This is a genomic window from Agrobacterium sp. InxBP2, from assembly GCF_026191755.1.
Lineage (GTDB): Bacteria > Pseudomonadota > Alphaproteobacteria > Rhizobiales > Rhizobiaceae > Agrobacterium > Agrobacterium pusense.
The window spans coordinates 42,425-66,135 of record NZ_JAINDY010000027.1 but is presented as its reverse complement, the minus strand read 5'-3'; the positions used below and the strand labels follow the sequence as shown (position 1 = coordinate 66,135).

Below are 23,711 nucleotides of genomic sequence, written 5' to 3'. Positions count from 1 at the left end.
TTCCGGGGTGTAAAAAATCCCTATGGGTATATAATCTGGGAAACGGCAAACATATTTCAATATCCCGTTATAGGGAGGATTTCTCATGCAGGATGCGGATAACGACAACGGCGCGGAGCAGCGGAGGCGGCTATCGCCTGCGGCTGAGCGGGCCCTGAAAGAAGCAGAAGAACGGCGCAAACAACAGGCAGATCTACAGTTACCGCCGGAAACCGGTGGCCGCGGCGGCGCCGAACCGGTTCGTTTCGGCGACTACGAAATAAAGGGCCGCGCAATAGATTTTTAGGCGGTCGCCATAACGATAATACCCGCCAAAGGCGGGTATTTTTCAATTAAAACAAGTACTTATTGTTTATTTTCCAACAAGCGACACACTGCCTCAAGTTGCTCGAGCGTGCGGTAAGCGATACGGATTTGCCCCGATCCGCCCTTGTGGTTAATCTTTACGTCAAGACCGAGGGCATCAGAAAGACTGCGCTCCAGTGCGACTGTATCTGAATCTTTTTCCGCGGCAGGGCGCTTTTCCGTAGCTTCGCCCTGCGATTTGATGTCGTTCTGAGCCAACCTCTCGGCATCACGGACCGACAAGCCCTTGGAAACAATCATGCGTGCGAGATTCGCCGGATCGGAAGTGGAAACAAGCGCCCGCGCATGACCTGCGGAAAGCGACCCATCCGCGAGCATGTCGCGTACCGGGTCCGGAAGTTTCAATAGCCGAAGGCTGTTGGCGACGTGGCTTCGGCTCTTGCCGATAATCTCACCGAGATCGTTCTGAGTGTAACCGTGTTCCGCGATCAGCTGCTCATAACCCATCGCCTCTTCCAGCGGATTGAGGTCTGAGCGCTGGACGTTCTCAACGATGGCCAACTCGAGCGCCGTCCGGTCATCCACATCACGAACGATAACAGGCACGTCGGTAAAACCGGCCAGCTGCGCAGCGCGCCAGCGCCTTTCACCGGCAATAATCTCGTATCGATTCACCCCGACCGTCCGCACTACCACAGGCTGAACAATGCCATGCTGCCGGATGGACGCGGCCAGATCCTGCAGCTCATTTTCATCGAAGTGACGACGTGGGTTCCGTTGGCTACGAGCAATGAACTCTATCGGAATGGTGCGATCAGCGCTGACAGTACGCTGGGGTTCACCCACGGGCACAGGCTGGTCCATTTCACCGATCAAGGCCGCGAGACCACGTCCCAGCCGGCGCTTGGAAAGATCATCACTCATAAGATATCACTCCGTAGATTGCGGCAGACGTCAGGCGGCTTTACGCAAACGCTCTCTCTGGATCACTTCCGATGCGAGTTGCAGATAGGCCTGACTACCAGCACATTTCAAATCATAAAGAATTGCCGGCTTACCATAAGATGGGGCCTCGGAAACGCGAACATTGCGCGGAATGAGCGTATGGTAAACCTTTTCTCCGAGATGCGTCCTGACATCCGAGACAACCTGTTGCGCCAGATTATTGCGCGCATCGAACATCGTCAGAACAATCCCTTGGATATCGAGCTGCGGATTGACCGACCCTCTTATCTGGCTGACCGTATCGAGCAACTGGCTAAGGCCTTCCAGCGCAAAAAACTCGCATTGCAATGGCACCAGCACGGAGTGCGCGGCCGTCATTGCGTTCATCGTCAGGAGGTTGAAGGACGGGGGGCAGTCGACAAGAATATAAGAATAGCCTCTAGCCTCTGTCGTCTCCATCGCTTCACGCAGAAGAAAGACTCGATTGGCAACGGTAGCAACCTGCATCTCGAAACCAAGCAGATCCATCGTCGATGGCACGATATCGAGATTTGGAACGGCGGTTGGGACAGCGACTTCCGCAATATTGTGATCACCGACCAGGAGATCATAAGAGGAGAGCTTCCGCTCTCGCCGGTCAATCCCCAGCCCGGTACTGGCGTTACCCTGCGGGTCCAGATCAACTATCAATACCCGCTCACCAATGGCTGCCAGCGCTGTGGCCAGATTGATAGCAGTCGTTGTTTTACCGACACCACCCTTCTGATTTGCTACTGCGATAATCCGGTTTTTTTCCAAAGTCATGCCGCACCTGGCCAGCTTGTCAGCGCCTCGGAGCGAGGTTGCTGATTTCAAGAACAACAGAATCTGCCTCAATGGCACTCCGATGTTTTACCAGATCAAACTGCCAGCGACCATGTGCTTTCTGCACTTCGGATTCATAATCCCGGCCTTTATTGAAATATGCCTTGAGATCGGGATTTTTTGTGGCCCAGGGATGGATATAGTCGAAAAGCAAATCCAGCTCCGCCAGTGCGCGGGCCGACACAGAATCGCACGTCTCGAGAATGGCAGGTGCTTTCTCAATTCGCACGGGATGCACCGCTCCACGCGCGCCGGTTTCCTTTAGCGCTATCCGGAGAAATGCGGCCTTCTTATTGTTACTTTCCACCAGATCGACCCAGCCGCCGCCAATTTCAGAGAGAAATATGGCAGTGACTACACCGGGAAAACCCCCACCGCTGCCCAGATCCACCCATCTTTGCGGATGAGGAGAGAGATGAAATATCTGGGCGCTGTCGGCAATGTGGCGGCTCCAGAGTTCTGTAAGAGTGGAGGGGGCCACCAGATTGGTGGTCTTATTCCACTTCTTGAAGAGCTCAACAAAATGCTCGAGCTTCTCCTGTGTTTCACGTGAAACACTCTGGCCGTTTATCTTCATAATCCGACTCGCTATTGGTGCAGACGCAATTTTTCATTCTGCGTAGAAGAGTTTTTCCGCAGAAGGGCGAGAAGCAGCGATATCGCAGCCGGCGTCATACCGTCAACACGTGCGGCCTGGGCGATGTTTTCTGGACGGGCCTTTTCCAACTTTTGTTTCAATTCATTGGAAAGGCCGGACAGGCTTTGAAAATCGAAATCGTCAGGAATCTTTCGCTCTTCGTCGCGTTTGATGTCCACGATATCGGCGCTCTGGCGCTGCATATACACAGCGTAACCAGCCTCGATTTGCAGCACATCCGCAATTTTCTCGGGAAGCCCACCCAACTCGGGCCAGTGCTGTTTGAGGACATCAAGCGACATATCAGGATAGGCAAGCAATTCATAAACGGAGCGGCGTTGTCCGTCCTGATTGAGCTTTAATCCCTGCTTTGCTGCCTGCGAAGGGCTGATCGTGAGGGTCTTCAGCAAGTCACGACCCCGACCGAGTTCTTCTATAAAATTCTCGAATCGCTTTTGACGGTGATAACCGATGATTCCCGCCCGCTGACCCACTGGCGTTAGCCGCAGATCGGCATTATCGACCCGTAACGACAGCCTATATTCCGCTCGTGACGTAAACATTCGGTAGGGTTCGCTGACACCCTTGGATGTCAGATCATCGATCATGACGCCGATGTAGGATTCCGTCCGGCTGAAATAATGCGGATCGCTGTTGCCTGCATAAAGAGAGGCATTGAGGCCGGCGACGAGCCCCTGAGCAGCTGCTTCTTCATAACCGGTTGTGCCGTTGATCTGCCCCGCAAGGAATAGTCCCGCAATCTTGCGACACTCGAGGGAGGGCTTGAGTTCTCGCGGGTCGACATAGTCATATTCGATCGCGTAACCCGGCTGCAAGATGGCAACCCGCTCGAGACCGGGTACGGTGTGGATGAACTGTTCCTGAACAGACGCCGGAAGTGACGTGGAAATTCCGTTAGGGTAGATCGTATGATCATCCAGTCCCTCGGGCTCCAGAAATATCTGATGACCATCACGCTCGCCAAACCGGGTGATCTTGTCTTCAATCGACGGACAATAACGCGGACCGACGCCTTCGATCTGACCCGAATACATTGCTGAAAGATGGATATTCTCTTGAATGACCCTGTGCCCGGCTGATGTGGTTCTGGTAACTCCACATTCGATTTGCGGATTCACGATATTGTCGGTCATGAAGGAGAAGGGCACAGGATCTTCGTCTGCGCCTTGTCGATCAACACCGCTCCAGTCAATTGTTCGCCCGTCCAGACGGGCAGGCGTGCCGGTCTTAAGTCTCCCCATGCGAAGACCAAGCCGCGATAGAGTGTTGGAAAGGCCGATTGACGGTTCTTCACCCACACGGCCGGCCGGTACCTTTTCGGAGCCGATATGAATAAGGCCACGCAAGAAGGTACCACTTGTCAGTACCACGGCACCGCAGGGAATCCGGCTACCATTCGCCATGACGACCGCAGCCACTCGCTCATTCGTCATCTCAATATCAAAAGCGTCGCCCTCAATAATGGTAAGATTCTCGATATTTGCAATTTCACCCTGCATCGCTTCACGGTAAAGACGGCGATCCGCCTGGGTGCGGGGACCGCGCACTGCCGGACCCTTTTTGCGATTGAGCATGCGAAACTGAATACCGGCAGCGTCAGCCACCCGCCCCATCAGACCATCCAGGGCGTCGATCTCGCGAACGAGATGGCCCTTTCCAAGCCCGCCAATTGCTGGATTGCAGGACATGACACCGATGGTGTCGCGTTTATGGGTCACGAGCGCGGTTTTTGCACCATGGCGAGCCGCAGCCGCGGCCGCTTCACTGCCGGCATGTCCACCACCTATAATAACGACATCAAATGACTGGTGCATCTATCTGCGCCCTGTTCTGATCTAACCGCGCGTCCGCGGCCCATGTTTCACGTGAATCATTTTCCTATGCAGAATTCTGAAAAGATGACGCCCAGCAAATCTTCAACATCGACGCGTCCTGTAATACGACCAAGCGATGTCGCTGCGAGCCGCAAATATTCCGACCTTATAGCAAGGTCCATGGCTTCAGAATCGAGCGCATCACTAACATAGTTAAGCGTCTCTTCAAGTCGTTTTTTATGGCGCGCCCGGGCGGGCATCAAAGTCTGGACCCCTTGCAATCGCGATTCAATCTCCCGCTTTATCAAGAACCGCAATTCATCGAGACCAATCCCTTCTTTCGCCGAGATCGCCAGATCGAACTCAGCTCTAGTCGTCGAAGACGACAACGCCGCCTTGGTCCTGACGCGCAGATGCGGCTTTGCAGACAGTGAAGCGATGGTCTGTTTCGGAAACGAATCGTTATCCTGCAGCACCAGAATGAGATCCGCAGTCTCCGCTGTCAAAACAGCTCGCCGCACACCCTCCTGTTCCACCACATCATACGTTTCCCTCAGGCCCGCCGTATCGAATACTCGTACCAGATAGCCCTCAAGGTTAATGTCCACGCTCAATACGTCCCTGGTCGTACCGGCAATGTCGGTGACGATGGCGATATCCCGGCCAGCTAACGAATTCAGCAGGGTGGATTTCCCGGCATTGGGTTCTCCGATGAGCGCCACCTTGAAACCATCCCGAATAATCTCGCCGTTTCCGCCGGCCTCCAGATGGGAGGCAATTTCCGCTTTCAGCTGTCTCATCGCCTCCCATACCTGTCCAGATACGGAATCCGGGATGTCCTCCTCGTCGGCGAAGTCGAGCTCCGCCTCGATCAACGCACGCGCACGGGTCAGGCGCTGAGCCCAGCCATCATAAAGAGCCGAAAGATTGCCTGTACTCTGTTCAACCGCCAGACGACGCTGCATCTCCGTTTCAGCCTGAAGCAGGTCAGCCAAACCTTCGACTTCAAGCAGGTCCATCTTGCCATTCTCGAAGGCTCTGCGCGAAAACTCCCCAGCCTCCGCGGGACGTACATCCGGGAACCGCTCGAACTCAGCAAAAATCGAGGCAATGACTGCGCGGCTTCCATGGCATTGGATTTCAACGCAGTCCTCACCTGTGAAGGAATGTGGTGCCGGGAACGACATAACGAGTGCCTGGTCGATGGTCTCATTGTTTCGATTCCGAACCAAACTCAGCCTGGCTTTTCGTGGCGCTGGAAGCTCTCGTCCGGTCAATGCTGTCAGCATGGCGAAAGACATGGGTCCGCTGATCCTCACGACGGCCACCCCCGCCGGGAGGGCGCCGCTCGAAAGTGCATATATCGTATCAGGGGAAGGCATGGCGCACCTCGATCAAAACAGTCAAGCCGCATTCGAATAAACGAATGCGGCTTTAACGACCTCAGATGAATCCGGCTAATTTCCGGTTCAGGTGTTCATCGATTCGAAGAAATCCGAATTGTTTTTAGTCTGCTTCAGCTTATCGATGAGGAACTCGATGGCGTCCATCGTTCCCATCGGCGCGAGAATACGGCGAAGAACAAAAATCTTCTGCAAATCCTGGCGCGGCACCAGAAGGTCTTCCTTACGGGTACCAGATTTCAGAATATCCAGCGCCGGGAAGATACGCTTGTCTGCTACCTTCCGGTCAAGCACGATTTCCGAGTTACCCGTACCCTTGAACTCTTCGAAGATGACTTCATCCATACGGCTGCCAGTGTCGATCAGCGCGGTCGCAATGATCGTCAGCGAGCCGCCTTCTTCGATATTACGGGCGGCGCCAAAGAAGCGCTTCGGCCGCTGCAGGGCGTTGGCGTCCACACCACCGGTCAGAACCTTGCCGGAAGAGGGAACGACGGTGTTATAGGCGCGACCAAGACGGGTTATGGAATCGAGCAGAATGACGACGTCGCGGCCATGTTCAACGAGACGCTTCGCCTTTTCGATGACCATTTCAGCGACCTGTACGTGGCGTACCGCTGGTTCATCGAAGGTGGAGGATACAACCTCTCCCTTGACCGAACGCTGCATGTCGGTGACTTCTTCCGGACGCTCGTCGATCAAAAGAACGATGAGGTAACATTCCGGGTGATTTGCCGTGATCGAATGGGCAATGTTCTGCAGCAGAACCGTTTTACCGGTACGTGGCGGTGCAACGATCAAGCCACGCTGGCCCTTGCCGAGCGGTGCGACGAGATCGATAACCCGCGACGACAGATCCTTGGATGTCGGAACATCAAGCTCCATCTTGAACCGCTCGTTCGGATAGAGCGGCGTCAGATTATCGAAATGGACCTTGTGGCGGATCTTTTCGGGATCGTCGAAATTGATCGTGTTGACCTTCAGAAGAGCGAAGTAGCGCTCACCTTCCTTGGGACCGCGGATCGGTCCTTCAACCGTATCGCCGGTCTTCAGCGAAAACCGACGGATCTGCGAGGGAGAGATGTAAATATCGTCCGGACCCGGCAAATAGTTTGCGTTTGCGGATCGCAGGAACCCGAAACCGTCCTGCAGGACTTCAACGACGCCTTCGCCGATGATTTCGATGTCCTGGCTCGCGAGAACCTTGAGGATTGCGAACATGAGCTCTTGCTTGCGCATGGTGCTCGCATTTTCAACTTCCAGGGATTCGGCAAAAGTCAGCAAGTCGGTAGGCGATTTGCTCTTAAGTTCCTGAAGCTTCATTTCAGCCATGAAGAGAAGACCGTTTAATAATGTAATGTCGGGGGAGGGCGTGTTCGCGAATCAGATGCTGTGGGAAAGACCGCAGATGACTGAATAATTCACATGCCACGAAGATGAGTGGCCCGAAAATAGCGATTGAACATCGCTGCTGCAAGAGGAAAGCACGAATTCCGCGAAATTTATCGTTACACCGCTCTAACCGAAGGGTTTCACAACCACAAGTATGACGATGAAGATCATCAGTAACGTTGGAACCTCATTCATCAACCGCCAGTGACGGGCAGGCCTGGTATTTTCATCCCGGGCGAACCGTTTCGCACTACGCGTGAAATAAACATGGGTCGCAGTCAGAAGCACGACCATAGCGATTTTTGCGTGCAGCCAGCCACCAGAAAAACCGTAGGCCGACCAGGCGAGATAAAGTCCGAGCACCCAGCTTATCATCATCGCCGGGTTCATGATGACCTTGATCAGCCGCTGCTCCATTACCTTGAAGGTTTCGGATTGCTGCGAACCTGCCTGCGCATCGGTATGATAGATGAAGAGCCTTGGCAGATAAAAGATCGCCGCCATCCATGAGATCACAGCAATAATGTGAAACGCCTTGATCCAGAGATAGAGATCGGCAGGATCCACGTAAAAGAACAGGGCGACGACTGCGATGAAAACGCCCAGCCCGACGCCAGCCCGCAGGGCGGCCCTGTTTCCTGATCGCGCAGAAGTCTGTTTTTCGTCATTCATGGCACGGTCACACCCGCACGCACCCGCTCGACCAGCCGGGTCACATTGTCCGGATCAGCCTGCGGCGTGATGCCGTGACCGAGATTGAAGATCAACGGACCCTGCCCAAGGGCCTGCAGCACGGCGTCGATACCATCCTGCAGAGCCCTCCCGCCCGCCACCATCAGCATTGGGTCGAGATTGCCCTGCACGGGCCCTTCCTTCTGCAAATCCTTGGCGAAGCTGAACGGCACGGACCAATCCAGCCCGATCGCGTCTGCACCGGTCTTACGACGATAGTCCTTGAGAAGATAACCCGCCCCCTTCGCGAAAGCGATTATTTTCGCGGAGGGACGCCGCGCGCGCACCGAAGCAATGATACGGGCAACCGGTTTTATCGCGTAATTCTCGAACTCCTTTTCGCCGAGCACGCCCGCCCAGGAATCGAAAATCTGCACGGCATCTGCCCCTGCATCGATCTGCGCCACGAGATAATCCGCAGAAACCTCAGCGAGAAAAGCCAAAAGCTTTTCCATCGCGGCGGGCTCCCGATAACCGAATAGCCGCGCCGGCGCCTGGTCGGGCGTTCCATGACCGGCAATCATATAGGTCGCGACCGTCCACGGTGCGCCACAAAAGCCAAGAAGCGTCGTTTCATCCGGCAATGAACTGCGAAGGCGCGACACCGTTTCGAAGACAGGCGAAAGATGCGCCATGACATCAGACGCATCGAGTTCTTCAATACCGCTGACATCGATCGGGTCCATGGCGGGGCCCCTGCCTTCGGTGAAGGACACATTGCGGTGAAGCGCGTCGGGTATCACCAGAATGTCGGAAAAAAGAATCGCTGCATCCAGCCCGAACCTGCGAATGGGCTGAAGCGTCACCTCGGTTGCCAACTCGGGATTATAACAGAGATCCAGGAAACTTCCGGCGCTCTTCCGCGTTTCCCGGTACTCCGGAAGATAGCGTCCAGCCTGACGCATCAGCCATATGGGCGGCGGCGTGACCGTCTTCCCGTTCAAAACAGTCATAACCTTGCGTTCGCTCATCACACCCAACTTCTAAAAAAATAAAATCAAAGAGATTTAAAAGATTTTCTATTTCTTAGAGTCTGTGGGTAGCAAGGATTAAAATCATTCCAGTCGAAATGCCGCAGCCGCATCTTTTCAGCACGGTGGTCGGATAAATTTCGGCAGCGATCTTGAACAACCTGGAAAAATCGTAATTTATCTCGAATTTTCAATGGATTATGTTCTTATTGGAAAGTTCTTGACCTGTGGACAGGCTGTGAATCGGGTTGGACAAGTGTCAACTCTTCCAGCAATTCACAGGCTGCCCGGAGCATGGTGAAAGCCACTTGCGGATTGTGGAAAAACACCACTTTATTCACGGCGCGGTTCGACCCGCAGGCTCGTTCGGACATTTGTCCCGGGTTATCAACAGCGGGAGAAAAACAGCGTGGAGAACAAAAAAAGCTTCTTCCATCTGCACCTGATTTCGGACTCAACAGGTGAGACTCTCATGTCTGCCGGCCGCGCGGTCTCGGCACAGTTTCACGCATCCATGCCGGTGGAACACGTCTATCCGATGATCCGCAACCAGAAGCAGCTCGCGCAGGTCATTGACCTCATCGACAAGGAACCGGGCATTGTCCTCTACACCATCGTCGATCAGCAACTGGCAGAATTCCTGGATTTGCGCTGTCACGCGATCGGCGTGCCCTGTGTCAACGTGCTTGAACCCATTATCGGCATCTTTCAGACTTATCTAGGCGCGCCATCAAGACGGCGGGTCGGTGCGCAACACGCCCTCAATGCGGATTATTTCGCGCGGATCGAAGCGCTCAATTTTGCAATGGATCACGATGACGGTCAGATGCCGGAGACCTATGACGAGGCGGATGTCGTTATCATCGGCATCAGCCGCACGTCGAAAACTCCGACCAGCATCTATCTCGCCAACAGGGGTATAAAGACCGCAAACATTCCGGTTGTACCCAACGTGCCTTTGCCCGAAAGCCTCTATGCCGCCACCCGGCCTCTGATCGTCGGTCTCGTGGCGACGTCGGATCGCATATCGCAGGTTCGCGAGAACCGCGAACTGGGCGCAACCGGCGGATTTGACAGCCGCCGTTACACGGATCGCACCACGATCATGGAAGAGCTGAAATATGCGCGTGCGCTCTGCGCCCGCAACAATTGGCCTCTGATTGACGTCACACGCCGTTCCATTGAGGAAACGGCTGCTGCCATCCTTGCCCTTCGCCCGAGGACGCGATAATCCGGATCGCACCATCAGGAGCAGACAGTCGATGAAACAAGAGTTGATCCTCGCCTCGTCCAGCGCATCCCGCCAGATGCTGATGCGCAATGCGGGGCTGACATTTTCGGCGATACCAGCGGATATTGATGAGCGCGCGCTCGATGAGCGACTGGAACGTACGGGCGCCAGCCCGGAGGAAGTTGCACAACAACTCGCGACTGCCAAGGCTCTCGCCGTCGGTTCGCTTCATCCGGACGCACTGGTTCTGGGCTGCGATCAGACCATGGCACTCGGTGCGCGGGTCTATCACAAGCCGAAGACCATGTCCGAGGCCGAAGCACATCTGCTGTCATTGTCCGGTAAGGTTCACCGCTTGAACAGCGCGGCTGTCCTCGTTCGCGGCGGGGAGGTGATATGGAAGGTGGTTTCCAGTGCTGAACTTGCCGTGCGAACATTGAGCCCCGAATTTGTCTCCCGTCACCTCCAGAGAGTGGGTGAAAAAGCTCTAAGCAGCGTGGGCGCCTATCAGCTCGAGGGAGAGGGAATCCAGCTATTCACTTCGATTGAAGGCGATTATTTCACGATCCTCGGCCTGCCGCTTCTGCCGCTTTTATCGAAACTGCGCGACCTGGGTGTCATCGATGGCTGATTCACGTGAAACATTAACCATAAACGCTTTCGTTGTTGGTTACCCGATCAAGCATTCCCGGTCGCCGATCATTCATTCATACTGGCTCAAGAAATTCGGTATCACCGGTAACTATGAGGCAGTCGAGGTCGCATCGGACGATTTTGCGAATTTCATTGCAACCGTGAAGGAAGGTAAGCCCGGTACGGCCGTGGGCGGCAACGTCACCATCCCTCACAAGGAGGCCGCTTACCGGTTGGCGGATCGTCCTGATGCTCTGGCGGAAGAACTGGGTGCCGCCAACACCATCTGGATGGAGGAGGGTAAACTCCATGCCACCAATACCGATGGTTACGGGTTCGTGTCTAACCTGGATGAGCGGCATCCCGGTTGGGACAAAACGGACCGGGCGGTCGTTTTTGGCGCCGGCGGCGCAAGCCGTGCCGTCATTCAGTCGCTGCGCGACCGGGGCATCGCGGAAATTCATGTCCTGAACAGGACCCTCGAACGTGCTCGCGAACTGGCTGATCGTTTTGGCCCACGCGTCTTTTCCCATCCCCAGGCAGCGCTGCAGGAGGTCATGCAGGGCGCCGGGCTGTTCGTGAATACGACATCGCTCGGTATGGATGGTGCTGAGGCGCCGCATCTCGATTTTTCGCAACTCGCTGCCAGGGCGGTGGTGACCGATATCGTCTACGTGCCATTGCGAACACCGATCCTTCAGATGGCGGAAGAGCAGGGTATCACGACCGTCGATGGTCTCGGCATGTTGCTTCATCAGGCAAAGCCGGGCTTCATGCGATGGTTCGGCAAGATGCCGGAGGTGGATGAGACCCTGCGTGCTCTGATCATCGGGGACATGGAGAAACATTGATGATTGTCATCGGTCTCACCGGCTCGATTGGAATGGGAAAAACGACAACCGCGAAATTGTTTGCCGAAGAAGGTGTTCCGGTTCTGGACTCGGATGAGGTCGTTCATGGTCTTTATCGGGCGGAGGCCGTAGCTCAGATCGAGGCAGCTTTTCCGGGCACTACGGTTTCCGGTGTCGTGGACCGGGAAAAACTCGGTGGCATCTTGAGAAAGAATCCGGCTAATTTCAGAAGGCTTGAAGAAATCGTCCATCCACTGGTTCGGAAAAAACAGGAAACCTTTCTGTCCGAAGCAAGGAAAAACAGCCGGAAATTTGCGCTTCTGGATATTCCGCTGCTGTTCGAAACGGGTGCGGAAAGCCGTGTCGATAAAGTCGTGGTGGTGAGTTGTGCACCAGAGATCCAGCGCGAAAGAGTCCTGTCACGACCAGGAATGACCGAAGAAAAATTCGAAATGATCCTTGCCCGGCAGATGCCCGATGCGGAGAAGCGTAGACGTGCCGATTTTATCATCGATTCCGGAAATGGTGTCGAAGCGGCCCGGGATCAGGTAAGAGACATTTTGCAGAAGCTGACCGCTGAGTCGCGCCGTGGAGAGATGCATGCGTGAGATCATTTTCGATACGGAAACCACAGGTCTGGAGTCGAAGCTGGACCGGATCATCGAAATCGGCGGCGTGGAACTGATCAACCACTTCCCGACTGGCCGCACCCTGCATCTTTATATCAATCCCGAAGATCGCAAGGTTCATCCCGATGCGCTTGCCGTTCACGGCATTACCGACGAGTTCCTGCAGGATAAGCCCAAATTCGCTGAAGTTGTCGACAAGATTCGGGATTTCTTCGAAGGTGCGCGCTGGGTGGCGCACAATGCGACATTCGATATGGGGTTCATCAACGCGGAATTCGCCCGTCTCGGGATCGAACCGGTCGCCGCTGATCTGGTGACGGATACGCTGTCGCTTGCCCGCCGCAAGCACCCCATGGGACCGAATTCGCTGGACGCGCTTTGCCGCCGTTATGGAATAGACAATTCCCATCGCACCAAGCATGGCGCGCTTCTTGACTCCGAGCTTCTGGCCGAAGTCTATATCGAAATGATCGGCGGCCGCCAGACCGCGCTCGGCTTCGGCTCTGCCGCCAGGCAGGAGACCATTGTCATTGAGGAAGACATTCCGCTGGAGCCCCTGCGACGGCCCCGCCCCCTGCCATCGCGGCTGGATGCAGAGACGGTTGCCGCCCACGGCAAACTCGTTCTCGGCATGGGGGACAAGGCGATCTGGAACCGGTACCAGAACTGAAGCCTGCTCAGATACTTAAATCGCAAATCTGCGTAAAGAAAAACCCGGGCCAAGAACCCGGGTTTTGTTTGTCTGTAATGGAAGATGGCCGCTGCTTAGTTCGGGACAGCCTGAACCTGAGCCTTTGCCTGTTCCTCGGCAACGCGCTGCGCAAACATCTGCGCAAAATCGATCGGATCGATCATGAGCGGCGGGAAACCGCCGTTGCGGGTAACGTCGGCAATGATCTGGCGGGCGAAGGGGAAGAGCAGGCGCGGGCACTCGATGAACAGCACCGGCAGCATGTGTTCCTGCGGGAAGCCGGCAATGCGGAAGACACCGCCATAGACCAGCTCGGCCGCAAACAAAACCTTATCGCCATCCTTGGCTTCGGCATTCAGTGTCAGCACGACATCAAAATCCGAACCGGAAATCGGATTTGCATTGACGTTGACATTGATGTTGATCGACGGCGCATTCTCACGGGCCTGCAGCGAACGAGGAGCACCCGGATTTTCAAAGGAAAGGTCCTTGATGTACTGGGCAAGAATGTTGAGAGAAGGGCTAGCTGCGCCCTGTGCGCCATTTTCAGCGGTCATTACGGTTCCTCGCGGCGTGAATTCGTGGAAGGCGGTCTATCATTTCGACTCCGGGCTTACAACCCTTCGTGATCGGGTCGTCGCCATGCGATCGACGCGGTGTCAGGGCTTGGGCAGGTCGCGATTACCGGGCCTGTTCGACCAGGGAGAGTCTTTCGGCCCGTCGCGGCGAAAATCCTCTTCGTCCAGATCCACCACCTTCGAATTGCCATGAGATCCCGGGCCATTGCTGAAACCGGAATAATCGCCCGGCCGGGCGCCGGGCTGTCTGAATGAACCAGCCACGACGACGCGCGGTCCGAAGGCTTTCCAGAAAAACCGGCGAATGGCCGGCGACAGAAGCAGGAGGCCGAGAATGTCGGTGATGAAACCCGGAATGAACAACAGGATGCCCGCCACGACGCGCATCGCGCCATTGACGAGTTCGTCCGCAGGCTGTGCGCCCGTGCGGCCCGCATCCTGAAGATTTCTCACCATACCAAGGCCGCCCAGGCGCAATATGAGCAATCCCAGGAAAGACGTGAACAGGACGAGAGCCAGTGTCAGCCACAGGCCTATTGCCTTGCCGACAATAATGAAACCGGCAATTTCAAGGATGGGCATCATCAGGACGATGATTGGGAGAAAGGAAAAACGCATCTTCTAGCCTTGCGTGTGCATCTCTGGCAGATTGCCGGTTCGCGGGACACCGATGATTGAATCTGCATATTTGAATGATGGTAAGATGCAGACTATATGATGGTGTGGTTTTCGAATTTAAATGGCGGTTTTGGTAAAAGATGGGCTTCAGCGACTTTATCACATTGTTTTTTCTCGTTGCAGCGGTGCTGATCTTCTTTCAGCTGCGCAGCGTCCTTGGTCGTCGCACGGGCAATGAAAAGCCGCCTTTTGATCCTTATAGCCCGCGCGATGTCGCGAAGGGTCCCGTCACGGATGATAACAAGGTCGTGACACTGCCGAAGCGCGCCGAGGCGGAAGATGAAAACCGCTTCGCCGAGGTGGATGCACTGGCGCCTGCAGACAGCGCACTCAATGCCTCCCTGCGTGAGGTGATGACGAAGGATCCGTCCTTCCGCCCGAAGGAATTCCTGAACGGCGCCCGCATGGCCTACGAGATGATCGTGATGGGTTTTGCCGATGGCGACCGCAAGACGCTCAAGAACCTGCTATCCAAAGAGGTGTTTGAAGGTTTCGACGCAGCGATTTCCGAAAGGGAAGGCCGCGGCGAGGTCGTGAAATCGACTTTTGTTGGCATAGAGAAAGCCGATATCACCCAGGCGGGTATTCGCGATTCCGAGGTGCAGATAACGCTCCGGATCGTCAGCCAGCTCATCTCGGCGACCTATGACAAGGATGGCAAGCTGGTCGATGGTGATCCGGATGCGGTTGCGGAGGTGGATGACATCTGGACCTTCTCGCGCGATATCCGCTCACGCGATCCGAACTGGAAGCTGATCGCCACCGAATCCGAGCAATGACCGCGCCCTTTTCGATCGAAGAAGTTTCTTTCAGCGACATGCCCGGGTGGCGGCAAGACGATCCCGCTAGCCTTTTTCCGGCGATGACCGCAATTCTGTCGCATCTTCGGAGCGCAAAACCCTATCGCACTGGCGCACTCGGTGTGACGGCGGCGGAACTGGTGTCGCTGCTGGAGGTCGCTGAGAAATGCGAGGCAGACAGTCCCGAACAGGCGCGCCGGTTCTTTGAAACCAACTGTGTTCCTTTCAGGATTTTTCCGTCGCAGGGAAAAAGCGGTTTTGTGACCGCCTTCTACGAGCCTGAACTGGAAGTCTCGTCTGAACCTGACGACATCTGGCGTTATCCCATTTACCGCCGACCACCCGAATTAGTGGATATCGACGATACCAATCGGCCCGTCGGCTTCGATACATCCTATGCTTTCGGCAGGCAGGATGAAGACGGGATTTCCTGTTTCCCCGATCGCCGCGCGATCGATGAAGGCTATCTGGAGGGCAGGGGGCTTGAGATCGCCTGGGCGAAATCGAAGGTCGATCTGTTTTTTGTCCATGTGCAGGGCGCGGCACGTCTGGTTTTTCCCGATGGTGCGATAAAGCGCATTACCTATGCGGCCAAGGCAGGCCATGCTTTTTCACCGATCGGACGTCTGCTTCTCGATCGCGGAGAACTCGATCCGAAAACCGTGTCGATGCAGACGATCCGCAAGTGGCTCGCTGACCATCCCGATCAGGTGGATGGAGTACTATGGCATAACCGCTCCTACATTTTTTTCCGGGAGGCGGATGTTGCCGACGAGGATATGGGACCGGTCGCCGCCGCAAAAGTACCGCTCGTCGCTGGGCGCTCGCTTGCTGTGGACAGGCTCATCCACACGTTCGGGCTTCCCTTCTTCATCCATTCGCCGTCGCTTACCCATCTCGATGATGGAAAGCCTTTTGCGCGGCTGATGCTGGCGCTCGATACCGGGTCGGCCATCATTGGCCCCGCCCGCGGCGATATCTTTACCGGTTCGGGTTTCGAAGCCGGAGAACTTGCCGGCACGGTGCGCAATGAGGCAGATTTTTATATACTGGTACCGCGGGTTGCTGCGCAGAGGTATCGGCGATGAAGAACAGTCGCAAGCTCGGCAAGGAAGAACGCGTTCTGTGGGGAAAGGTCGCAAAAACCACACGGCCGATCTCCGGCAGGCTCGAAGACTTGCTGGCTTTCGATGACGTGGAGGACCCTGCGGGGGAACCAGATGTTTCTCTGACCGGTAAAAGCACCTTTCCGCGCATGCTTGCGGAGCCGGCTGAGCCGCCCCCTCCAGCTCCGGATAAAAAGCCGAAAATCCACCAGCCGATGGAAAAACCGGTCAAGCGTAAGCTGACCCGCGGCCGCCTGCCATTGGAAGGACGGATCGATCTGCACGGCATGTTCCAGAGTGAGGCCCACGCCGTACTGCTCGATTTTCTGTTGCGCGCACATGAGCGGGGTCTAAGACATGTGCTGGTCATTACCGGCAAAGGTCGATCGATTGGCAGTGACGGGGCTTTGAAAAGGGCGGTGCCCATGTGGTTTTCCAAACCCGAATATCGCCACCTGATTTCCTCCTATGAGGATGCGTCGGCCAATCACGGCGGCGATGGCGCGCTTTATGTGCGGCTTTCGCGTCGGCGAGGTGAAAAGTCATGACGCCCTTTGCGCTGGCCGTGCGGCAGCTTCGTGAGCGCAAGGGTGTGACGCAGAAGCAAATGGCCGCCGCCATCGGCGTCTCTCCGGCCTACCTTTCAGCGCTTGAGCATGGCAAGCGCGGCAAGCCGAGCTTCGATCTCCTCCAGCGCATTGCCGGATATTTCAACATCATCTGGGACGAGGCCGAGGAACTGTTCTTCCTTGCCGGCTCATCCGACCCGAAGGTGGTGATCGACACAGTCGGCCTGCCGCCGCAATATACGGCTTTCGCCAACCGGCTGGCACGGGATATTCGCAAGCTGCCGCCGAGTGTGGTAGAGGAACTGTCAGCCGTGCTGCAAAAAAGCCGTTCTTGCGATTGAAACCCCTCTATCCCCTGCTTTATGCAGCATCCTGAAGCATGCGGCCTTTGGGATTGGGTATAGAATTTCTATAGTCGCATGTCGGATTTGAGTGATTCGCTGGCTTCAGGCCCTCTCACTGGAAACCTGGCCAGGAAAACTTTGGAAAGAGTACTTATGACCGAAACATCGTCAAGCGAAGTCGGCGCGAACGCGGAATATGGAGCCGATTCGATCAAGGTCCTCAAGGGCCTTGATGCCGTGCGCAAACGGCCCGGCATGTATATCGGCGATACCGATGACGGTTCCGGCCTGCATCACATGGTCTACGAAGTCGTCGACAACGCCATCGATGAGGCGCTTGCGGGCCACGCCGACCTGGTGACGGTGACCCTGAATGCCGACGGCTCCGTCACGGTGACCGATAACGGACGCGGCATTCCGACTGACATCCATTCCTCCGAGGGCGTTTCTGCCGCCGAGGTCATCATGACCCAGCTGCATGCGGGCGGGAAGTTCGACCAGAATTCTTACAAGGTGTCGGGCGGTCTGCACGGTGTCGGCGTTTCGGTGGTCAACGCGCTCTCCGTCTGGCTGAAGCTCCGCATCCGCCGCAATGGCAAGGTGCACGAGATTGGCTTTACCCATGGTGTCGCCGACGCGCCGCTTTCCGTTATCGGCGAATATGAAGGCCGTTCGGGCACGGAAGTCACCTTCCTGGCAAGCCCTGAAACCTTCACCATGACCGACTATGATTATGGAACGCTGGAGCATCGCCTGCGCGAACTCGCATTCCTGAACTCCGGCGTGCGCATCCTGCTCACCGACAAGCGCCATTCCGACGTCAAGCAGGAAGAACTGCTGTATGATGGCGGCCTCGAGGCCTTCGTCCGTTATCTCGACCGCGCCAAGAAGCCGCTGGTTGATAAGCCGGTCGCCATCAAGGGTGAAAAGGATGGCATTACGGTTGAGGTCGCACTCTGGTGGAACGACAGCTACCACGAGAACGTGCTTTGCTTCACCAACAACATTCCGCAGCGCGATGGTGGCACCCATATGGCAGGTTTCCGCGCCGCGCTGACCCGCCAGGTCACCTCCTATGCCGAAACCTCCGGCATCCTGAAAAAGGAAAAGGTAAGCCTTCAGGGTGAGGACTGCCGTGAAGGTCTGACGGCCATCCTTTCCGTCAAGGTGCCAGACCCCAAGTTTTCCTCGCAGACGAAAGACAAGCTTGTGTCGTCTGAAGTGCGTCCGGTTGTCGAAAGCCTCGTCAACGAAGCACTCTCCACTTGGCTCGAAGAACATCCATCCGACGCGAGAATCCTCGTTGGCAAGGTGGTTGAAGCCGCTGTCGCCCGAGAAGCCGCCCGCAAGGCGCGCGAATTGACACGCCGCAAAGGAGCGCTCGATATTGCCTCTCTGCCCGGCAAGCTCGCCGACTGCTCCGAGCGCGATCCGGCAAAATCAGAACTGTTCCTCGTCGAGGGTGACTCCGCCGGCGGTTCGGCCAAGCAAGGCCGCTCGCGCGAGACGCAGGCAATCCTGCCGCTACGCGGCAAGATCCTCAATGTCGAACGCGCCCGTTTCGACAAGATGTTGTCCAGCCAGGAAATCGGCACGCTGATTACGGCGCTCGGCACCTCCATCGGCAAGGACGAGTTCAACGCCGATAAGCTGCGTTACCACAAGATCATCATCATGACGGATGCTGACGTCGATGGCGCCCACATCCGTACACTGCTGTTGACCTTCTTCTTCCGCCAGATGCCGGAACTGATCGAACGCGGCCATCTCTATATCGCCCAGCCGCCGCTTTATAAGGTGACGCGCGGTAAATCCGTTCAGTACCTGAAGGACGAAAAAGCGCTGGAAGAGTATCTGATTTCCATGGGTATCGAGGAAGCATCTTTGACGCTCGGCTCTGGCGAAGTGCGTGTTGGCGCCGATCTTCGTGAAGTCATTCTGGATGCGCTGCGCATGCGCTCGCTGATCGACGGGCTGCATTCCCGTTACAGCCGCTCCATCGTGGAGCAGGCGGCCATTGCCGGCGCACTCAACCCCGAGCTTTCCGCCGACGCGGCGCGTGCGGAGGAAACTGTTGCCGAAGTGGCCCGGCGTCTCGATATGATTGCTGAAGAGACCGAACGCGGCTGGTCCGGCACTGTGCTGCAAGACGGCGGTCTGCGCTTCGAACGCATGGTGCGCGGCGTCAAGGAAGTCTCGACGCTGGATATGGGCCTGCTCGGTTCTGCCGATGCCCGGCACATCGACCAGCTTGCGGCCCGCACGCGTGATATCTACGCCACGCCGCCGGTTCTGCAACGCAAGGATGGCACGATGGAGCTGGCCGGCCCGCGCGCGCTTCTGGATGCGATTTTCGCTGCCGGACGCAAGGGTCTCTCCATGCAGCGCTACAAGGGTCTTGGCGAAATGAATGCCGAGCAGCTTTGGGAAACCACACTCGATGCCAACGTTCGCTCGCTGCTGCAGGTAAGAGTAAGTGACGCGACTGATGCCGACGGCCTGTTTGCCCGCCTCATGGGTGACGAAGTCGAACCACGCCGCGACTTTATCCAGGAAAATGCACTCAGCGTCGCTAACCTGGATATTTAAATTTGGGGAATGTTTCGCGTAACGATTCACGTGAAACGAAACTTTAACAAAAGGCCCGGCGGTAATCTCCGCCGGGCCTTTTGATTTTATGCGGATAATGGTGATCAGTCAGCCTTGCCGGTGAAGCGACCTTCAAAGGCAACATCGGAAAGGGGCAGGCGTTTGCTTGGCACCTCCCGTTCCGCCAGATCATCAGGAAGAACGGACTTGTCGGTGAGCGTGCCGATGGCGACTCCTGCCTCCACCTTGTAGCCTTCCGGTATATTCAGTTTTTCGACGATCTTGTCCTTGAATATGCCGGCCATGCCGTGCGCATGGTAACCGAGCAGGTGCGCCTGCATGGCAAGTGAAAACCAGGCGGCGCCGGCATCGAAGGAATGGGTTGCTGACGGTTTCTTCTCGCCGTCGTGCGAGATATTGTAGTCTCGGGAAATGACGAAAAGCAGCACGGAGGCGTTTTTTGCCCAGCGCTGATTTCCCTCCATCAGCAGTTCCACGAAGAGCGGCCAGTCTTTACTGTCCTTGTGTGCATAGACAAACCGCCACGGCTGATGATTGGAGGCGGAGGGCGCCCAGTGCGCCGCATCCAGAATGGTCATCAGATGCTGCGCCGGCATGGCGTGACCATCGAAGGCGCGCGGAGACCAGCGATCGAGGAAGAGGGGATCAACGGGGTATTCTGATTGCCGGTTATTGCTGTTCGTCACGGGCCATGTCCTTTTGATTGACGGGAAGGAAAAGGTATTTTTCGAAACTCGGCGCAGTCAAGGGGTGACAAGTATGAATGCATCGTTCATATATGCATCACCTTGTCTGACAACCGGGAGAGAGTTCCATGAAATTGATGCGTGTCGGCCAGCCCGGCCAGGAAAAACCTGCAATCCTCGACGCGGAAGGAAAAGTCCGCGATCTGTCCGCCCATGTCAAAGATATCGGCGGCGAAGCCATTTCTCCCGAGGGTCTCAAAAAGATCGCCGCGATCGATGTCGGCACACTTCCGGTGCTGAACCAAGAGCGCATCGGCGCCTGCGTTGCGGGAACGGGGAAATTCATCTGCATCGGCCTTAACTTCTCCGACCATGCCGCTGAAACGGGTGCCACCGTACCGCCGGAACCGGTCATTTTCATGAAGGCCACCTCGGCCATCGTTGGTCCGAATGACAATGTCGTCATCCCGCGCGGTTCGGAAAAGACCGACTGGGAAGTCGAGCTTGGCGTCGTCATCGGCAAGACCGCCAAATATGTCTCCGAGGCGGATGCTCTCGATTATGTCGCCGGTTATTGCGTTTCGCACGATGTTTCCGAGCGCGCCTTCCAGACGGAGCGCGCGGGCCAGTGGACCAAGGGTAAGTCCTGCGACACTTTCGGCCCCATCGGCCCGTGGCTGGTGACGAAGGACGAAATCACCGATCCGCAGAACCTCGGAATGTGGCTGAAGGTCAACGGCCAGACCATGCAGGACGGTTCCAGCAAGACGATGGTTTACGGCGTGGCCCACGTTGTCTCCTACCTCAGCCAGTTCATGTCGCTGCATCCCGGCGATGTCATTTCCACCGGCACGCCTCCCGGCGTCGGCATGGGCCTGAAGCCGCCGCGTTACCTGAAGGCTGGCGATGTCGTCGAACTCGGTATCGAGGGTCTCGGTTCTCAGAAGCAGACCTTCGTCGCCGACATCTGATTAAACGGCGTTCGACGGAAAGTGAGGCGCTGGCGGGAAACCGCCGGCGCCTTCGATTTTGTGCACCTGCGAAAAGCTGCTATGGTTGAAAAAAAGAGCGTGATCGCGAGGGAGGCGTCATCAGTGTTCTACCACCTCTATGAAATGAACCATGCGGCCATGGCACCGCTGCGTGCCGGTGCCGATATGATGCGCCAGGCCTGCAACAATCCTCTTAATCCGCTGTCCAGTACGGCCTTCGGCAGAAGCCTCGATGCCGGTTTCGAGGTTTTCGAACGGCTGACGCGCCGCTACGTCAAGCCTGAATTCGGTCTCGGCTCCACGGTCATTGATGGCCAAACCGTGGTTGTCACGGAGGAGACCGTCTGGTCGCGCCCGTTCTGCAATCTGCTTCATTTCAAAAAAGAACTCGATCCAGCCCCCCAGTCCAACCTGAAGGTGCTACTGGTGGCCCCGATGTCCGGCCACTATGCAACCCTGCTACGCGGGACCGTGGAGGCACTATTGCCCTCGACCGATATTTACATCACCGATTGGGCCGATGCCCGGATGGTGCCGGCAGCGGAGGGAACCTTCGATCTCGACGATTATATCGACTATGTCATCGAGATGCTGCGGCAGATCGGCCCCGGCACCCATGTGGTTGCTGTCTGCCAGCCATCCGTGCCTGTTTTGGCTGCCGTTTCCCTGATGGAGGCGGATGGTGACGCGTTTGCACCCGCTTCCATGACGCTGATGGGCGGGCCGATCGATACGCGCATCAACCCCACCGCCGTCAACGGTCTCGCCAAGGCCAAGCCGATCGAATGGTTCCGCGACAATGTCGTCATGCAGGTGCCGTGGCCGCAGCCAGCCTTCGGCCGCAACGTCTATCCGGGCTTCCTGCAGCTGTCGGGTTTCATGTCCATGAACCTCGACAGGCACATGACGGCGCACAAGGATTTTTACCTCAACCTGGTCAAGAATGACGGCGATTCCGCCGAAAAACACCGCGAATTTTACGATGAATATCTGGCCGTCATGGATCTGACGGCGGAATTTTATCTGCAGACGGTGGAAACCGTCTTCATCGACCATGCGCTGCCGAAGGGAAACATGCTGCATCGGGGCAGGGCGGTCGATCCCGCTGCCATCCGCAAGGTCGCATTGTTCACTGTCGAAGGGGAGAATGACGATATTTCCGGCGTCGGCCAGACAAAGGCAGCGCACGATCTCTGCCGCAACATCCCTGAAGATAAACGCGCGCACTACATGCAGCCGGATGTAGGGCATTACGGTGTCTTCAACGGTTCGCGCTTCCGCAAGGAGATCGTACCGCGTATGCTGGATTTCATTGGTAAACACAAGACGACCTAACGGCAGAACGGTAGGTGACGCCGCGCATTTGCGTGGCCAAGGGATGGACGAATCGGTTATGAAGGCTTCATGTTTTCGCTCCTCAGAAAATCCCTGAAGTCCCCGGCGCCAAAGAAGGTCGTGCCGAGCCAGCGCACCGTCTCGGTGGCAGGCCGGCAGGTGCCGATCACGGTCAGGGAGAACCCGCGGGCGACGCGCATTACCTTGCGCATCGAGCCGGGCGGCCGGGCGCTGAAGCTGACGATCCCGATGGGTCTGCATCATCGCCAGGTGGATGATTTTCTCGAGAGACATCAGGGCTGGCTGGAAGGCAAACTTCCGAAGTTCAGTCCTGACGACGGTCTGCGTTCCGGCACGACCATCGATATCAGGGGCATAGCCCACCGTATTGACCATACGGGCAGCCTGCGCGGCCTGACGCATGTCGCGAAAGACGCTGATGGCGCGCCCGTTCTGAAAGTCAGCGGCGCGCCCGAGCATCTGAGACGGCGGATAGCGGCCTTCCTGAAAAAGGAGGCGAAGGCCGACCTGGAGCGGCTTGTGGCCGTTCATGCCAGAGCGGCCGGCCGGCCGGTGCGATCGATCAGCATGAAGGATACACGCAGCCGCTGGGGTTCCTGTTCCCATGATGGAAACCTGAGCTTTTCCTGGCGCATAGTCATGGCTCCGGAAAAGGTCATCGATTATCTCGCCGCCCACGAGGTCGCGCATTTGAGGGAAATGAACCACGGACCGAAATTCTGGGCTTTGTGCGAAAAACTCTGCCCGCACACCGATGAAGCCAAGGACTGGCTGAAACATAATGGCTCCAAACTCCACGCCATCGATTTCGATTGAAACTTAGGGCGTCGATCGCCATCTGGATTCACGTGAAACATTCCATCAATAACGGA

General features: G+C 56.4%; 25 protein-coding genes. 14 read left to right on the top strand and 11 right to left on the bottom strand.

What is annotated here, in order from left to right; translation table 11 throughout:
* Window positions 1–85 precede the first annotated feature (85 nt).
* On the top strand, window positions 86–286 hold the full coding sequence (locus K7A42_RS10005; RefSeq protein WP_004444223.1) for a DUF1674 domain-containing protein: 201 nt from the start codon (window positions 86–88) through the stop codon (window positions 284–286).
* Window positions 287–345: 59 nt separating this feature from the next.
* Here K7A42_RS10005 and K7A42_RS10000 read toward each other — a convergent pair whose 3' ends face one another.
* From K7A42_RS10000 to hemE, 8 genes are all read right to left on the bottom strand, one after another.
* Window positions 346–1,230: a ParB/RepB/Spo0J family partition protein gene (locus K7A42_RS10000; RefSeq protein ID WP_004444225.1), complete on the bottom strand. Its 885-nt coding sequence runs from the start codon at window positions 1,228–1,230 to the stop codon at window positions 346–348.
* Between the two features lie 30 nt (window positions 1,231–1,260).
* The gene (locus K7A42_RS09995; RefSeq protein WP_006700257.1) at window positions 1,261–2,055 is read right to left on the bottom strand and encodes a ParA family protein; all 795 of its coding nucleotides are present in this window, start codon (window positions 2,053–2,055) and stop codon (window positions 1,261–1,263) included.
* Window positions 2,056–2,074: 19 nt separating this feature from the next.
* Complete coding sequence (rsmG, locus tag K7A42_RS09990) at window positions 2,075–2,692, bottom strand: 16S rRNA (guanine(527)-N(7))-methyltransferase RsmG (protein ID WP_045533494.1); 618 nt, start codon at window positions 2,690–2,692, stop codon at window positions 2,075–2,077.
* An 11-nt stretch (window positions 2,693–2,703) separates the two neighbouring features.
* The gene (mnmG, locus tag K7A42_RS09985; protein ID WP_282455100.1) at window positions 2,704–4,587 is read right to left on the bottom strand and encodes a tRNA uridine-5-carboxymethylaminomethyl(34) synthesis enzyme MnmG; all 1,884 of its coding nucleotides are present in this window, start codon (window positions 4,585–4,587) and stop codon (window positions 2,704–2,706) included.
* A gap of 56 nt (window positions 4,588–4,643) precedes the next feature.
* Entirely contained in the window at window positions 4,644–5,969 is a 1,326-nt protein-coding gene (mnmE, locus tag K7A42_RS09980; RefSeq protein ID WP_282455099.1) for a tRNA uridine-5-carboxymethylaminomethyl(34) synthesis GTPase MnmE, read from the bottom strand.
* 87 nt (window positions 5,970–6,056) lie between these two features.
* Window positions 6,057–7,322 (bottom strand): transcription termination factor Rho, encoded by a 1,266-nt coding sequence (gene rho, locus K7A42_RS09975; protein ID WP_004444236.1) that lies wholly within the window; start codon window positions 7,320–7,322, stop codon window positions 6,057–6,059.
* A gap of 186 nt (window positions 7,323–7,508) precedes the next feature.
* Entirely contained in the window at window positions 7,509–8,054 is a 546-nt protein-coding gene (gene hemJ / locus K7A42_RS09970; protein WP_282455098.1) for a protoporphyrinogen oxidase HemJ, read from the bottom strand.
* Window positions 8,051–9,085, bottom strand: coding sequence for a uroporphyrinogen decarboxylase (gene hemE / locus K7A42_RS09965; RefSeq protein ID WP_282455097.1), 1,035 nt, complete (start codon window positions 9,083–9,085; stop codon window positions 8,051–8,053). The genes hemJ and hemE overlap by 4 nt, the downstream gene beginning before the upstream one ends.
* Before the next feature lie 409 nt (window positions 9,086–9,494).
* Between hemE and K7A42_RS09960 the strand changes: the two genes are divergently transcribed.
* From K7A42_RS09960 to dnaQ, 5 genes are read left to right on the top strand one after another with little or no spacing between them, the layout of a single operon-like run.
* Window positions 9,495–10,316 carry a pyruvate, water dikinase regulatory protein gene (locus K7A42_RS09960; RefSeq protein ID WP_004444241.1) on the top strand — a complete coding sequence of 274 codons (822 nt, stop codon included), beginning with the start codon at window positions 9,495–9,497 and terminating at the stop codon, window positions 10,314–10,316.
* A 31-nt stretch (window positions 10,317–10,347) separates the two neighbouring features.
* On the top strand, window positions 10,348–10,947 hold the full coding sequence (locus K7A42_RS09955; RefSeq protein WP_004444244.1) for a Maf-like protein: 600 nt from the start codon (window positions 10,348–10,350) through the stop codon (window positions 10,945–10,947).
* Window positions 10,940–11,800, top strand: a complete 861-nt coding sequence (locus tag K7A42_RS09950; RefSeq protein ID WP_282455096.1) for a shikimate dehydrogenase — start codon at window positions 10,940–10,942, stop codon at window positions 11,798–11,800. Before K7A42_RS09955 ends, K7A42_RS09950 begins: the two co-directional genes overlap by 8 nt.
* The gene (gene coaE, locus K7A42_RS09945; RefSeq protein ID WP_107340727.1) at window positions 11,800–12,408 is read left to right on the top strand and encodes a dephospho-CoA kinase; all 609 of its coding nucleotides are present in this window, start codon (window positions 11,800–11,802) and stop codon (window positions 12,406–12,408) included. Before K7A42_RS09950 ends, coaE begins: the two co-directional genes overlap by 1 nt.
* Window positions 12,401–13,099 (top strand): DNA polymerase III subunit epsilon, encoded by a 699-nt coding sequence (gene dnaQ / locus K7A42_RS09940; protein ID WP_142186908.1) that lies wholly within the window; start codon window positions 12,401–12,403, stop codon window positions 13,097–13,099. Before coaE ends, dnaQ begins: the two co-directional genes overlap by 8 nt.
* 95 nt (window positions 13,100–13,194) lie before the next feature.
* Here dnaQ and secB read toward each other — a convergent pair whose 3' ends face one another.
* Both secB and K7A42_RS09930 read right to left on the bottom strand, forming a co-directional pair.
* Window positions 13,195–13,677 carry a protein-export chaperone SecB gene (gene secB / locus K7A42_RS09935; protein ID WP_022555303.1) on the bottom strand — a complete coding sequence of 161 codons (483 nt, stop codon included), beginning with the start codon at window positions 13,675–13,677 and terminating at the stop codon, window positions 13,195–13,197.
* Between the two features lie 102 nt (window positions 13,678–13,779).
* Window positions 13,780–14,316, bottom strand: a complete 537-nt coding sequence (locus K7A42_RS09930; protein WP_282455095.1) for an FxsA family protein — start codon at window positions 14,314–14,316, stop codon at window positions 13,780–13,782.
* Between the two features lie 140 nt (window positions 14,317–14,456).
* Here K7A42_RS09930 and K7A42_RS09925 point away from each other — a divergent pair, with 140 nt between their 5' ends.
* From K7A42_RS09925 to gyrB, 5 genes are all read left to right on the top strand, one after another.
* Window positions 14,457–15,155 (top strand): Tim44/TimA family putative adaptor protein, encoded by a 699-nt coding sequence (locus K7A42_RS09925; RefSeq protein WP_004444258.1) that lies wholly within the window; start codon window positions 14,457–14,459, stop codon window positions 15,153–15,155.
* A complete protein-coding gene (locus K7A42_RS09920) occupies window positions 15,152–16,264 on the top strand; it encodes a murein transglycosylase A (RefSeq protein WP_282455094.1) in 1,113 nt (370 codons plus the stop codon). The genes K7A42_RS09925 and K7A42_RS09920 overlap by 4 nt, the downstream gene beginning before the upstream one ends.
* Window positions 16,261–16,830 (top strand): Smr/MutS family protein, encoded by a 570-nt coding sequence (locus K7A42_RS09915; protein ID WP_022555306.1) that lies wholly within the window; start codon window positions 16,261–16,263, stop codon window positions 16,828–16,830. The genes K7A42_RS09920 and K7A42_RS09915 overlap by 4 nt, the downstream gene beginning before the upstream one ends.
* Window positions 16,827–17,192, top strand: a complete 366-nt coding sequence (locus tag K7A42_RS09910) for a helix-turn-helix domain-containing protein (protein WP_004444265.1) — start codon at window positions 16,827–16,829, stop codon at window positions 17,190–17,192. The genes K7A42_RS09915 and K7A42_RS09910 overlap by 4 nt, the downstream gene beginning before the upstream one ends.
* Window positions 17,193–17,348: 156 nt before the next feature.
* On the top strand, window positions 17,349–19,784 hold the full coding sequence (gene gyrB / locus K7A42_RS09905) for a DNA topoisomerase (ATP-hydrolyzing) subunit B (RefSeq protein ID WP_004444267.1): 2,436 nt from the start codon (window positions 17,349–17,351) through the stop codon (window positions 19,782–19,784).
* Between the two features lie 104 nt (window positions 19,785–19,888).
* On the opposite strand, the gene K7A42_RS09900 is transcribed toward gyrB, so the two are convergent.
* On the bottom strand, window positions 19,889–20,491 hold the full coding sequence (locus K7A42_RS09900) for a nitroreductase family protein (protein WP_006700108.1): 603 nt from the start codon (window positions 20,489–20,491) through the stop codon (window positions 19,889–19,891).
* A 128-nt stretch (window positions 20,492–20,619) separates the two neighbouring features.
* Here K7A42_RS09900 and K7A42_RS09895 point away from each other — a divergent pair, with 128 nt between their 5' ends.
* The 3 genes from K7A42_RS09895 to K7A42_RS09885 all read left to right on the top strand — a co-directional run bounded on the left by K7A42_RS09895 (window position 20,620) and on the right by K7A42_RS09885 (window position 23,655).
* A complete protein-coding gene (locus tag K7A42_RS09895) occupies window positions 20,620–21,462 on the top strand; it encodes a fumarylacetoacetate hydrolase family protein (protein ID WP_035208046.1) in 843 nt (280 codons plus the stop codon).
* Window positions 21,463–21,585: 123 nt separating this feature from the next.
* Window positions 21,586–22,818, top strand: coding sequence for a polyhydroxyalkanoate depolymerase (locus tag K7A42_RS09890; protein ID WP_282455175.1), 1,233 nt, complete (start codon window positions 21,586–21,588; stop codon window positions 22,816–22,818).
* 69 nt (window positions 22,819–22,887) lie between these two features.
* Entirely contained in the window at window positions 22,888–23,655 is a 768-nt protein-coding gene (locus K7A42_RS09885; protein ID WP_037090036.1) for a M48 family metallopeptidase, read from the top strand.
* Window positions 23,656–23,711: the final 56 nt, after the last annotated feature.

Coding starts and splice junctions, on each gene's coding strand:
- K7A42_RS10005 (WP_004444223.1), top strand. CDS start 86: ATGCAGGATGCGGATAACGACAACGGCGCGGAGCAGCGGAGGCGGCTA.
- K7A42_RS10000 (WP_004444225.1), bottom strand. CDS start 1,230: ATGAGTGATGATCTTTCCAAGCGCCGGCTGGGACGTGGTCTCGCGGCC.
- K7A42_RS09995 (WP_006700257.1), bottom strand. CDS start 2,055: ATGACTTTGGAAAAAAACCGGATTATCGCAGTAGCAAATCAGAAGGGT.
- rsmG (WP_045533494.1), bottom strand. CDS start 2,692: ATGAAGATAAACGGCCAGAGTGTTTCACGTGAAACACAGGAGAAGCTC.
- mnmG (WP_282455100.1), bottom strand. CDS start 4,587: ATGCACCAGTCATTTGATGTCGTTATTATAGGTGGTGGACATGCCGGC.
- mnmE (WP_282455099.1), bottom strand. CDS start 5,969: ATGCCTTCCCCTGATACGATATATGCACTTTCGAGCGGCGCCCTCCCG.
- rho (WP_004444236.1), bottom strand. CDS start 7,322: ATGGCTGAAATGAAGCTTCAGGAACTTAAGAGCAAATCGCCTACCGAC.
- hemJ (WP_282455098.1), bottom strand. CDS start 8,054: ATGAATGACGAAAAACAGACTTCTGCGCGATCAGGAAACAGGGCCGCC.
- hemE (WP_282455097.1), bottom strand. CDS start 9,085: ATGAGCGAACGCAAGGTTATGACTGTTTTGAACGGGAAGACGGTCACG.
- K7A42_RS09955 (WP_004444244.1), top strand. CDS start 10,348: ATGAAACAAGAGTTGATCCTCGCCTCGTCCAGCGCATCCCGCCAGATG.
- K7A42_RS09950 (WP_282455096.1), top strand. CDS start 10,940: ATGGCTGATTCACGTGAAACATTAACCATAAACGCTTTCGTTGTTGGT.
- coaE (WP_107340727.1), top strand. CDS start 11,800: ATGATTGTCATCGGTCTCACCGGCTCGATTGGAATGGGAAAAACGACA.
- dnaQ (WP_142186908.1), top strand. CDS start 12,401: ATGCGTGAGATCATTTTCGATACGGAAACCACAGGTCTGGAGTCGAAG.
- secB (WP_022555303.1), bottom strand. CDS start 13,677: ATGACCGCTGAAAATGGCGCACAGGGCGCAGCTAGCCCTTCTCTCAAC.
- K7A42_RS09930 (WP_282455095.1), bottom strand. CDS start 14,316: ATGCGTTTTTCCTTTCTCCCAATCATCGTCCTGATGATGCCCATCCTT.
- K7A42_RS09925 (WP_004444258.1), top strand. CDS start 14,457: ATGGGCTTCAGCGACTTTATCACATTGTTTTTTCTCGTTGCAGCGGTG.
- K7A42_RS09920 (WP_282455094.1), top strand. CDS start 15,152: ATGACCGCGCCCTTTTCGATCGAAGAAGTTTCTTTCAGCGACATGCCC.
- K7A42_RS09915 (WP_022555306.1), top strand. CDS start 16,261: ATGAAGAACAGTCGCAAGCTCGGCAAGGAAGAACGCGTTCTGTGGGGA.
- K7A42_RS09910 (WP_004444265.1), top strand. CDS start 16,827: ATGACGCCCTTTGCGCTGGCCGTGCGGCAGCTTCGTGAGCGCAAGGGT.
- gyrB (WP_004444267.1), top strand. CDS start 17,349: ATGACCGAAACATCGTCAAGCGAAGTCGGCGCGAACGCGGAATATGGA.
- K7A42_RS09895 (WP_035208046.1), top strand. CDS start 20,620: ATGAAATTGATGCGTGTCGGCCAGCCCGGCCAGGAAAAACCTGCAATC.
- K7A42_RS09885 (WP_037090036.1), top strand. CDS start 22,888: ATGTTTTCGCTCCTCAGAAAATCCCTGAAGTCCCCGGCGCCAAAGAAG.